Below are 11,171 nucleotides of genomic sequence, written 5' to 3' on the forward strand. Positions count from 1 at the left end.
GACCGGCCGCATGCAGGAGCTCTACCGCGCCCCCATCCAGCCGGAACTCATCACCTCGAGGCTGGCTGAAATCCGGGCCGCCGGCGTCACCGTTGCGGGATCCCTGACGCCCCAGCGCACCCAGGAACACTACAAGACCGTGGTGGCCGCCGGCGTCGACATCTTTGTCATCCGCGGCACCACTGTCTCTGCCGAGCACGTCTCGAAGGACCACGAACCGCTGAACCTCAAGCAGTTCATCTACGAACTGGACGTGCCCGTCATTGTGGGCGGCGCGGCAGGCTACACCCCCGCGCTGCACCTGATGCGGACCGGCGCCGCCGGCGTCCTGGTCGGGTTCGGCGGCGGAGCCACCACCACCACGCGGCGGGCCCTGGGAATCCACTCGCCCATGGCCTCCGCCATCTCCGACGTCGCGGCCGCCCGCCGCGACTACATGGATGAATCCGGCGGGCGCTACGTCCATGTGATTGCCGACGGCGGCATGGGAAGCTCCGGCGACATCGTCAAGGCAATCGCCATGGGCGCCGACGCCGTGATGCTGGGCAGTGCCCTCGCCAGGGCGGAAGAGGCTCCGGGCAAGGGCTGGCACTGGGGCCAGGAGGCCCACCACCTGGAACTGCCCCGCGGGGACCGCGCCAACGTGGGCACGGTGGGGCCGCTCGAAGAGGTCCTGTTCGGACCGGGCCACCACACCAACGGCACCTCAAACCTGATCGGTGCCCTGCGCCGGTCGATGGCCACCACCGGTTACTCGGACCTCAAGGAGTTCCAGCGCGTGGACGTCGTGGTTTCGCCGTACTCGGGTAACTGACACTCCACGCCTGGCGCAGCCGCATGCCCAACCATGCGGCAACGAAGTAGGGTGGTTTACGACCGGTAGCAGCGGCAACGGAGGCGTTCGATGAGCAGTGTTCCAAACCAGCGGGGGGCCCTCGGCCCCGAGGCAAGGGAAGCATCCATTGCCCGGCTCAAGGCAACCGCCCTGCCCGGCAAGGAACTGGACATCCTCATCGTGGGCGGCGGAATTGTCGGCACCGGAGCGGCCCTGGATGCTGTGACACGCGGCCTCAGCGTGGGAATCGTGGAGGCAAGCGACTGGGCGGCGGGGACCTCGTCCCGGTCTTCCAAACTGATCCACGGCGGGCTCCGCTACCTTGAAATGCTGGATTTTGGGCTGGTCAAGGAGGCGCTGCACGAGCGCGGACTGCTGCTGTCCGAACTCGCCCCGCACCTGGCCCGTCCCGTGCCGTTCCTGTATCCGCTCACCAAACCCTTCCTTGAGCGGCCCTACGTAGGGGCCGGGATCGCGCTCTATGACCTGCTGTCGATCTCAGGCGGCCACAGCCGCGGTGTGCCGTTCCACAAACACCTCAGCCGGCGGGGCACGCTCAGGGCTGCCCCCAGCCTGAAAAAGGGTGCCTTCGTGGGCTCCATCCGGTATTACGACGGCCAGGTGGACGACGCCAAGTACGTGGCCAACCTGATCCGGACAGCGGCCCACTACGGCGCCCATGCGGTCAACCAGATGGCTGTGGTGAGTTTCCTCCGTGAAGGTGAGCGCGTGGTCGGGGCCAAGGTGGTCAACCACGAGGACGGCTCGCAGTTCAATATCAGGGCCAAGCAGGTCATCAATGCCACCGGGGTGTGGACCGATGAAACCCAGGCCATGGTCACCGACCGTGGCCAGCTGAAGGTCCGGGCGTCCAAGGGCATCCACCTCGTGGTGCCCCGCGACCGTTTCCAGTCAACAGTGGGGCTGATCCTCCGCACCGAGAAATCTGTGCTGTTTGTCATCCCGTGGGGGCGGCACTGGATCATCGGCACCACCGACACCGACTGGAGCCTGGACAAGGCGCACCCGGCGGCGTCCAGCAAGGACATCGACTACATCCTTGACCACGTCAACCAGGTCCTCAAGCGCCCGCTGACCAGGGAGGACGTTGAAGGCGTCTACGCAGGCCTGCGTCCGCTGCTGGCCGGTGAGAACGACTCCACCGCCAAGCTTTCCCGCGAACACATCGTGGCCCACCCCGTACCGGGCCTGGTGGTGGTGGCCGGCGGCAAGTGGACCACCTACCGGGTCATGGCCAAGGACGCCGTTGACGAGGCCACCCGCACCATGGATGAGCGTGTCCCGCCGAGCTGCACGGAAACCATCCCGCTGCTGGGGGCCAGCGGCTTCAAGGCCGCCTGGAACCGCAGGAACCGGACCGCCGAAGAGTCCGGAGTCCACGTGGCCCGGATCGAGCACCTGCTCAACCGGTACGGTTCCATGACGCCGGAGGTGCTGGACCTCATCGCCCGCGACCCCTCCCTGGCAGAGCCGTTGCCCGGCGCCGACGACTACCTGCAGGCAGAGGCTGTCTACGCCGCGACCCACGAGGGCGCCCGGCATGTCAATGACGTGCTGACGCGCAGGACCCGCATCTCCATCGAGTCCTGGGACCGCGGTGTCACGGCGGTGCCTGTGGTCGCTAAACTGATGGGTGAAGTTCTTGGCTGGAGCGACGAACAGCGCGAACGCGAGATAAACCACTACATTGCACGCGTTGAAGCCGAACGGCTCAGCCAGCAGCAGCCGGACGACGAATCAGCTGACGCCGCTCGCCTCGGCGTCGACGACATCGTTCCCCTGCGCTGAAGGGCTGCGCGCATCAGCACTTCTCTCCTGACTGAAGGGACTCGCCTTGGCGGAACCACTTGACCGGTACGATGCCGATCTCACCACCCCCGAGATGGTGATCTCCTCGAGTTGGAGGCATCGGACAAGGCGGACGCTGCAACGCAGCTCGCGGAACGTCTCTTCGCGGCCGGCCGCGTCACGGACCTGCCCGGCTTCCTGGCGCATGTCAACGCACGTGAGCACCAGCTTGCCACCGGCCTCCCGGGAGGCATCGGCCTGCCCCACGCGCGCAGTGAATTCGTCTCGCGGACCTCCATCGCCGTGGGGATCACCAGGTATGGGCACGCCCTGGATTTCGGTGCCGCCGACGGGCCCGCCACGGTGATCCTGCTGATCGCCACCCCGGCGAGCTCGTTCTCAGACCATTTGGAAGTCCTCGCCACGCTGGCGCGCTCGCTGTCCAAGGAGTCCTTCCGGGAGTCGCTGCGGCGGGCCTACGATGCCGAAGTCATTGCCGAGCTCATCAACTCCAGCCTGGTGTTCTTCGACCACTGAGATGGGGGCAGCCCTTTCGTGTCGACTCCGTCGCCACGCAGGGACGCTGTTGCCCCACTCTGCGCAGCGAACGCCGCGTTTAGTTGTTCTACAGCGGAACGAAGTACGGTTAAGACGTGTGGAAAACAGCCCTTAAGCCCCGATGGATCGCAGGCCTGGTCTTCGCGATCCTCATCTCCGGGGTGTTCGTCCTGCTCAGCCAGTGGCAGTTCGGGCGGTCCACCACTCCCGAAGTCCCGGATAACCCTGCCACCGAACAGGTGAAGGCGCTCACCGCCACACTTCAGCCGGGCGATTTCTTCCCCGGTTCGGTGGCTGATCAGATGGTCACCGCCGACGGATCCTACGATCCCGCCAAACAGGTACTGGTGCCGGACCGGCTGAAGAACGGGCGGAGCGGCTACTGGGTGGTTTCCGCTTTTGCCGTGACCGGCGCACCAGCGCTCAACGGCTCAGCCGCCACCGCACAGACCTGGATCCCCGTGGCCCGCGGCTGGGTTGCCGATCCCGACGACGCCGGCGCACCGCCGTCGGGCGCCGTGAAACTTACCGGACGGCTGCTGCCGTCAGAATCACCGCTGCCGGCCACGGCACCTGGGCCCGGGCGTGCTTCCGCGGTATCCGTTGCCGAACTCATCAACTACTGGGATGTCAGCAGCTACCCGGGCTTCGTAGCCGCCACCAGCGAAGTGGCTGACGGCACCGACGTCAGCGCGGCCGCGGTCCCCGGGGCCCTGTTGCCGCTGGAAATCGGTCCCCAGCCGCCCGCCGAAAAGGTCAACTGGCTCAACCTCTTCTACTCACTGGAATGGGTGGTCTTCGCCGGCTTCGCGCTGTTCATCTGGTGGCGGCTGGTCAAGGACGACTACCGGCGGGACCTCGAAGAGGAACTCGACGACGAAGCCCACCACCAGGCGGCGCCCAACCCCGCTGCTCCTGAACCGCACCAACAAAAGGTAACGCCATGATTGAACCGAAACCGGCCATCCAGCAGGGGACTGCGCAGGGAAAGGCCAAGAAGCGCCGCTTCGGCGGAACAGAGCCGCAGATCCGGTCGGCCCTGAAGTTCTACAAGGTCCTGGCCTACCTCACCGGCGGCATGCTGCTGCTCCTGTGCGCGGAGCTGGTGGCCCGGTATGGCTTTGGCCAGTACCTGTTTGCCGGCGGCACCAACGCCGTCACCGGCCAGCCGTTCGGCCTGGGGTTCGCCGACGCCGAACCGCAGGGCGTGATCGGCGGCGCCAACATCTCCGTGGGTGTGCTGATTGTGCACGGCTGGATGTACGTGGTGTACCTGATCTCCAACTTCCGGCTGTGGACGCTCATGCGGTGGCCGTTCCTGAAGCTCATCCTGCTGGCACTGGGCGGCGTGGTCCCCTTCCTGTCCTTCATCGTGGAAAAGAAGTTCCACGCCGAGGTGGAAGCTGAACTGGCCGCCAACCCGCAGGCAGCCCAGCGGTACTGAAGAAAACCGAGTCTGCTCCGTCACACGGACGGCCCCAAATGTGCGGCCCCGGGACGGTGCCAAGTAGGCTAGTACGGTGACTACTCCCACTGCATCCCAGACTTCCCAGAAGCCGGTGCTGGTTGTTGACTACGGTGCCCAGTACGCGCAGCTGATTGCCCGCCGCGTCCGGGAAGCGAATGTGTATTCGGAAGTGGTTCCGCATACCTACTCCACCGAGCAACTCCTGGCCAGGAACCCCGCTGCCATCATCCTGTCCGGCGGCCCGGCCAGCGTCTACGCGGACGGCGCGCCCTCCGTCGGTGCAGACCTCTTCGAAGCCGGCATCCCGGTCTTCGGCATCTGCTACGGCTTCCAGGCAATGGCCAACGCGCTGGGCGGGAAGGTCGACAAGACCGGCCTGCGCGAGTACGGCTCCACCCAGACCACCATCCTCGGCGAAGGCCGCTCGGTGCTCGAAGGTATGCCGCAGGCGCAGAACACCTGGATGAGCCACGGCGACTCGGTGCACGAGGCCCCCGAAGGGTTCGAGGTGCTCGCCACCACCGCCGGGGCTGAAGTTGCCGCTTTCGCCAACGAAGAGAAGTCCCTCTACGGCGTCCAATGGCACCCCGAGGTCAAGCACTCCGCCTACGGCCAGCAGGTTCTCGAGAACTTCCTGTTCAAGGGCGCCAAGCTGGAGCCCAACTGGACCACGGGGAACATCCTCGAGGAGCAGGTGGACCGGATCCGCAAGCAGATCGGCGATGCCCGGGTTATCTGCGGCCTCTCCGGCGGCGTTGACTCCGCTGTCGCCGCGGCTTTGGTCCAGCGCGCAGTCGGTGACCAGCTGACCTGTGTGTTCGTTGACCACGGGCTGCTCCGCGAAGGCGAAGCCGAGCAGGTGGAACGCGACTTCGTTGCAGCCACCGGCGTCAAGCTTTACGTGGCCAACGAGCAGGAGCGCTTCCTGTCGGCGCTGGCCGGCGTCAGCGATCCCGAAACCAAGCGCAAGATCATCGGCCGCGAGTTCATCCGCGCGTTCGAAGAGGCTGAGCTGGCCATCATCGCCGAGGCTGCGGCCCACGGCGAAAAGATCAAGTTCCTGGTCCAGGGCACCCTGTACCCGGACGTCGTGGAATCCGGCGGCGGCGAAGGTGCCGCGAACATCAAGAGCCACCACAACGTGGGCGGCCTGCCGGAAGATCTGCAGTTCGAACTCGTGGAACCGCTGCGGGCACTGTTCAAGGACGAGGTGCGTGCAGTCGGCGCGCAGCTGGGCCTGCCCCAGGAAATCGTGGGCCGCCAGCCGTTCCCGGGCCCCGGCCTGGGAATCCGGATCGTTGGCGACATCACCCAGGAACGCCTTGACCTGCTTCGGAAGGCGGACGCCATTGCGCGCGCCGAACTGACGGCGGCCGGGCTGGACAACGAGGTGTGGCAGATGCCCGTGGTTCTGCTGGCCGATGTCCGCAGTGTGGGTGTCCAGGGCGATGGACGGACGTACGGGCACCCGATCGTGCTCCGTCCCGTCTCCTCCGAGGACGCCATGACAGCGGACTGGTCCCGGCTTCCCTATGACCTGCTGGCCCGCATTTCCAACCGCATCACCAACGAGGTGGACGGCGTCAACCGGGTGGTGCTGGACGTGACCAGCAAGCCGCCGGGCACCATCGAGTGGGAATAGCACTGTAAGTGGCCGGTCTCCGTCTGACGGAGACCGGCCACTTCTTTTTATCCTGAGAGAATCCCCCTAATTTGGCACCCACCAGTGTTGCGGTCGCTGATCCCGGCATCTTTGCGGCTACTCTCGAAAGCATGCCGGTATGGTCCAGGGCGTCACGTGCAAACGCAGAAAAGAAGGCAGTAGTGTCAGTTGGTCAAGGCCACCCGGAGGGTTCTGAGGAATTTGGAAAGTGGCTGTCCGGGCTCAAGCCCGTCACCGGGGCAGACACCATGCTTCGATTCACCAAAACCCCCGAAGGCTCCATCGACCTGACCCACGCCCACCCGTCGGGCCTGGCCCAGTTGATGGCCGGCCGCCGCACACGGCTGTCCACCCTGATCCGCGACCACCAGCAGTACGTGGTGGCTGCCCGGGCATCCCGGAACATCCGCTCCAAAATTTTCGAACTCTCCAATGACCGTGGCATTGATGCCGGGTATCTCTCCGCCGGCACCGTGGTGTGGACCTCTGCGGTGGGCGGCAAACCCCAGCGTGTTTCCTCCCCGGTCATGCTCACCGCGATCTCGCTGACTGTCCGCCCGGGCGAAGACGACTACGAACTGCAGCTCACCGAGCAGGCCCACATCAACCCTGCCCTGGTCCGCCACCTGAAAAACGTGCACGGCATCGTCTTCGACGTCAACGCCGTCACCCGCCTCGCATACAGCACCGCCCGCTTCGACCCGCAGCCCGTCCTGGACCGGCTCGCCACCCTTATCAGGCCCATCCACGGCGCCGAAGCGCAGCACAACCTGCTGGTCTCGACCTTCGCCGATCTGTCCGGCAACCTTGATGACCCCTGGATCAACGAGTCCAACCCGCTGGTGGCCGCACTGGCCAGGAGCGGCAACGGGGAAGTCCTTGACGTGGAAGAGCCGGACCCTTCCCGGTTCCCGGGCGTGGATAAGCGCCACCCGGCCGATGAACTCCTCCTGCTCGACGCCGACCCGGACCAGCAGTACGTCCTTGATGCTGCGAGTGCCGGTGAGTCGCTGGTGGTCAGCAGCCCTCCGGGCACGGGGCAGACGCAGACCGCCATCAACACCATCGGCGCCCTTGTGGACGCCGGACGGTCGGTGCTGGTGGTCGGTGACCGCCGCGCCAGCCTGAACGAAGTTTCAGCGCAGCTGGAATCCCTTGGCCTGGAATCCATCCTGTTCCAGCTGTCCGGCACAGCCACACCCCAGCAGCTCAAGGCCCAGCTGGTGCGGGCCATCGTCCGGAACGAGAAATCCCTCGAACCGCAGCTGGGGAACCTCCACAAGACCCTCACAGAGCACCGCCACGCCCTCATGGACCACGTGGCTTCGCTCCACAACGTCCGGCAGCGCTGGGGATGCTCGCCGTACCAGGCCATGCAGTCACTGGCTGAGCTGACCTCCATCCACCCTTCCCCTGCCACCACGGTGCGGCTCAAGCGGAGTGTGCTCGACAGCATCCGTGACCGGAATGAACTCGCGGGCCGGCTCAAGCGGGCCGCCGAGCTTGGCAGCTTCAGCCGGGCCTCCACCACCAGCCCGTGGCACGGGGCAAGGCTCCTCACCCGGAAGGAGACCGAGGAGGCCCAGGAACTCGCCCGCTCTGTCGCGAAGAACCTGCCTGCGCTGCGCGAGAAGATGAACAGCGTGGCCGAACACGCGGAGATCCGGCTGGGAACATCCTTTGCCGAGTGGGGCGAGCAGCTTGAACTCCTGATGGCCGTCCGGGAAAGCCTGGACAAGTTCACGCCGGACATCTTCGACAGGCCTGTCCACGACCTCATCTCGGCTACGGCATCTTCCGCGTGGCGGCGTGAGCGGAACATCGACATGGCCTCCATGCAGCGTTCCCGGCTGCGCCGGGTGGCCAAGGAGTATGTCCGCCCGGGTGTGCACATTGCCGACCTCCACAGCTCCCTTGTGCTGGTCCAGGAGCAGCGCGCCCTCTGGTCCGGCTACGCCACCTCCCAGCGCCACCCTGCAGTTCCTTCGGGGCTTGCCGAAATGAACGTCATGTACCGATCGCTGGACCGTGAGCTGAGCCAGCTGGGTGACGCGCTGCGGCATACCGAAGCCGGCGGTTCGCTGGCCACGGCCCGCTATGAGGACCTGATGGAACGCCTGGAACGGCTGGTGGCGGACACCCAGACGCTCAAAACCCTTCCCGAGCGCACGCTCCTGGTCGAGAACATGCGCGAGCACGGGCTGGGCGAGCTTCTCGCCGATCTTGCCGACCGTGAAGTTCACGCCGAGTGTGTGGCCGCTGAGCTGGAACTTGCCTGGTGGCAGTCCGCCCTGGAAGCCATGATCAGTGGCGACGACTACCTTGCCATGTCCGACGGCGACGCCCTCCGTCAGCTTGAAGCCGAATACCGCCTTGCGGACAACGCCCACATTGCCAGCGGCGCCGCGCGCCTTCGCTGGGATCTCGCCGGGCGGTGGCAGGCCGCACTGGCCGAACACCCGCGTCAGGCCCAGTTGCTGCGGAGCCTGCTCAAGGACGGCAGGGTGACGCTCGCCGCGTTGACTGCGCAGGCCCCGGAGCTGGTCCCCAAGCTGGTCCCGGTATGGTCGGTGAGCCCCTACCTCATGACAGGGCTTCTGCCGGCGGAACAGCGTTTCGATGCAGTGGTCATCCTGGATGCCGAGGCGACGTCCCTGCAGGCTGTCCTGCCCTCCATCGCCCGGGCAAAACAGGTCATCGCCTTCGGTGACGCCAAGATTGCCAGCCCCCGGACCTTCACCGTAGGCGTGGAGCGCCTCGCGGCCGGCGAATCGGCCCACCAGCGCGTCGAGAGCGCGTTCTCTGCACTTGCTTCGGTGCTGCCTGTCTGGCGGCTCAACTTTGTCTACCGGGCAGTGGACGAGGACCTGGTCCTGCAGCTCAGCAAGAACCACTACGACGGCGGCCTCCGCCGGCTCCCGGAGGGCCAGGCGGCCACGGGGCTGGACCGCGCACTGCTGGTGGAGTACCTGCCTGACGGGACGGGCCTGCCGAGCGCGGATCATGAAGGCGTCGAATCCGTTGTTGCAGAAGTCAACAAGGTGGTGCAACTGGTCTTTGAGCACGCGCGGATGCGTTCGCGCACCTCGCTGGCTGTGGTCACGGCCAGCCTGCGGCACGCTGCCCGGATCGGTGAGGCCATCCGGCTTCAGCTGCCGAACCACCCGGGCCTGGCCAGTTTCTTCAGTGCAGGACCGGAATCGTTCCGTGTGGTTGACCTTGAACGGGCGCAGGGCCTGGTCCGCGACCACGTCATCTTTTCCCCCGGCTTCGGCCGCACCCCGCACGGCCGTGCCCTGCACAACTTTGGACCGCTCTCCGCCGAGGGTGGCAGGGAGAAATTTGCCTTGGCAATGACCCGGGCACGGCGATCCCTGCACGTGCTGACATGCTTCCAGCCGGAAGACCTGGACCATACCCGCCTCTCGCACGGAGCCGTTGACTTCTACGAGCTCCTGAACCGCGAGATTGCCGGGAAGACCGATCTCGGGACGCCGGCCTCCAGGGCTGCGGCGAGCGAGCAGGCTCTCGGGGCAGATCCGCTGGTTGCCGATCTGGGCGACAGGCTGCGTGCACGTGGTGCCCGTGTGTGGCACCAGTACGACGGCGTCATTGACGTGGTGGCGGCGGCCGACCCCCTGAGCACCATGGGGCAGGACGATGCAGAAGTTCCGCGGCCGGTGGCGATCGAATCTGATGGTACGGAGGTCTACCGGACCATGAGCGTCCGGGAGCGGAGCCGCCTCCGCCCGCAGCTCCTGGAACGGCTGGGATGGCGGTACATGCCGCTGTGGACCATCGAGGTGTTCACCGACCCGTCCGCCTGCGCGGACAGGATCGGAGGATACTTGGGGCTGGAGAACGTACTGTTGCCGGGGCGGACTTCTGCGGCTGGCTTCTTCGACGAGGACGTGGACCCGCTCGCGCTGGGTGCGGTTGGAGCCGAAGACCACGAACGCCCGGCAGCCAGGTACAGGAACGAGGACGGGGCAACACGCCTGGAGAGCAAGGAGGCGGATGCAGTGAACCCGCAGAACACCGGTCAGGCCGATGGGCAGGATCAGGGGCAGGAACCTGAGACGGACCCGGCGCAGGAATCTGCGAAGGACCGGCAGCAGGCCCGCCCCGAAGGAATACTGCCGAACAAGGCTGCCGAAGATGACCCCAAAGCCTGGGGCGATGGCCCGGACAACGATCACGATGAGTGGCTGAAGGAAAACAAGCCGCCGCATTGGGGCTAAGCCGCCGGGTACGGTTGCATCACGCCGCCGCATGCTAAGGCCCTACCAGCACGAAGAACAGCTTTCCCTGGGTTGAGGCGCCCGCCAGCCGGGCGGCCTGGTCCGGGGAAGCCGCCACCACGATCAGCCCTTCGGTCTCACCGGTCCCGAGCCATTGGCCCGTCTGGCCGCCCTGGCCCGATGTCCACAGGACCGCGACGGAGGAGGCCAGCACCTCCGAGGGGGACTGTTGGTCGTAGCCATTGGCCCCGGTCATGACTACATTGACCAGCTGCCCCGGCGATACCAGCTGGATGGAGGAAGGGTCCGCCATCCGCAGGGGCACTGCGGCCGAGCCCGGGGGAGTGCCGGCCAGGAGGCCGGGTCCGAGAAGCTGCGCATCGGTAAGGAGTTGGCCTTTCCGCAAGGGGGCGGCCAACTGCTTGCCCGTTGCCTGATTGCGGTCGGTCACAGACCCTGCTGTCATCAGCCGCTGGGGGATCGGCGTTGGCACCAGATCGCTGCCTGCCAAGGCCGTGCCCGCGGGCAGATCCCGCGCAGCAGCCAGGGCTGTCACGGTGTCTGCGGGCGGGGGAGTGAGCTGGTGGACCGTTATCC

Annotated in this window: 7 protein-coding genes and 1 pseudogene; 7 read left to right on the forward strand and 1 reads right to left on the reverse strand. The window is 66.3% G+C overall.

The annotated features are described in order from the left end of the window. From DBR22_RS22085 to DBR22_RS22115, 7 genes and pseudogenes are all read left to right on the forward strand, one after another. The coding region (locus DBR22_RS22085; protein WP_375135024.1) for a GuaB3 family IMP dehydrogenase-related protein at nucleotides 1–814 on the forward strand (814 nt) is incomplete at its 5' end. 90 nt (nucleotides 815–904) lie between these two features. Then, nucleotides 905–2,644: a glycerol-3-phosphate dehydrogenase/oxidase gene (locus tag DBR22_RS22090; RefSeq protein ID WP_108600740.1), complete on the forward strand. Its 1,740-nt coding sequence runs from the start codon at nucleotides 905–907 to the stop codon at nucleotides 2,642–2,644. Nucleotides 2,645–2,690: 46 nt separating this feature from the next. Further along, a pseudogene (locus tag DBR22_RS22095) lies at nucleotides 2,691–3,181 on the forward strand (PTS sugar transporter subunit IIA). 116 nt (nucleotides 3,182–3,297) lie between these two features. After that, nucleotides 3,298–4,149: an SURF1 family protein gene (locus DBR22_RS22100; RefSeq protein ID WP_108600741.1), complete on the forward strand. Its 852-nt coding sequence runs from the start codon at nucleotides 3,298–3,300 to the stop codon at nucleotides 4,147–4,149. Continuing rightward, a complete protein-coding gene (locus DBR22_RS22105; protein WP_108600742.1) occupies nucleotides 4,146–4,646 on the forward strand; it encodes a DUF3817 domain-containing protein in 501 nt (166 codons plus the stop codon). The genes DBR22_RS22100 and DBR22_RS22105 overlap by 4 nt, the downstream gene beginning before the upstream one ends. 76 nt (nucleotides 4,647–4,722) lie before the next feature. Further along, on the forward strand, nucleotides 4,723–6,312 hold the full coding sequence (gene guaA, locus DBR22_RS22110) for a glutamine-hydrolyzing GMP synthase (protein ID WP_108600743.1): 1,590 nt from the start codon (nucleotides 4,723–4,725) through the stop codon (nucleotides 6,310–6,312). 131 nt (nucleotides 6,313–6,443) lie between these two features. Further along, nucleotides 6,444–10,574, forward strand: coding sequence for an AAA family ATPase (locus DBR22_RS22115; protein ID WP_108600750.1), 4,131 nt, complete (start codon nucleotides 6,444–6,446; stop codon nucleotides 10,572–10,574). Nucleotides 10,575–10,608: 34 nt separating this feature from the next. On the opposite strand, the gene cpaB is transcribed toward DBR22_RS22115, so the two are convergent. Continuing rightward, a partial coding sequence (cpaB, locus tag DBR22_RS22120) for a Flp pilus assembly protein CpaB (protein WP_108600751.1) occupies nucleotides 10,609–11,171 on the reverse strand: 563 nt, incomplete at its 5' end.

It is taken from the genome of Arthrobacter sp. HMWF013, assembly GCF_003061105.1.
Taxonomy (GTDB): domain Bacteria; phylum Actinomycetota; class Actinomycetes; order Actinomycetales; family Micrococcaceae; genus Arthrobacter.

What these genes read in the sequence shown, in the direction of transcription:
- DBR22_RS22090 (WP_108600740.1), top strand. Translation starts at nt 905, where the DNA reads ATGAGCAGTGTTCCAAACCAGCGGGGGGCCCTCGGCCCCGAGGCAAGG.
- DBR22_RS22105 (WP_108600742.1), top strand. Translation starts at nt 4,146, where the DNA reads ATGATTGAACCGAAACCGGCCATCCAGCAGGGGACTGCGCAGGGAAAG.
- DBR22_RS22115 (WP_108600750.1), top strand. Translation starts at nt 6,444, where the DNA reads ATGCCGGTATGGTCCAGGGCGTCACGTGCAAACGCAGAAAAGAAGGCA.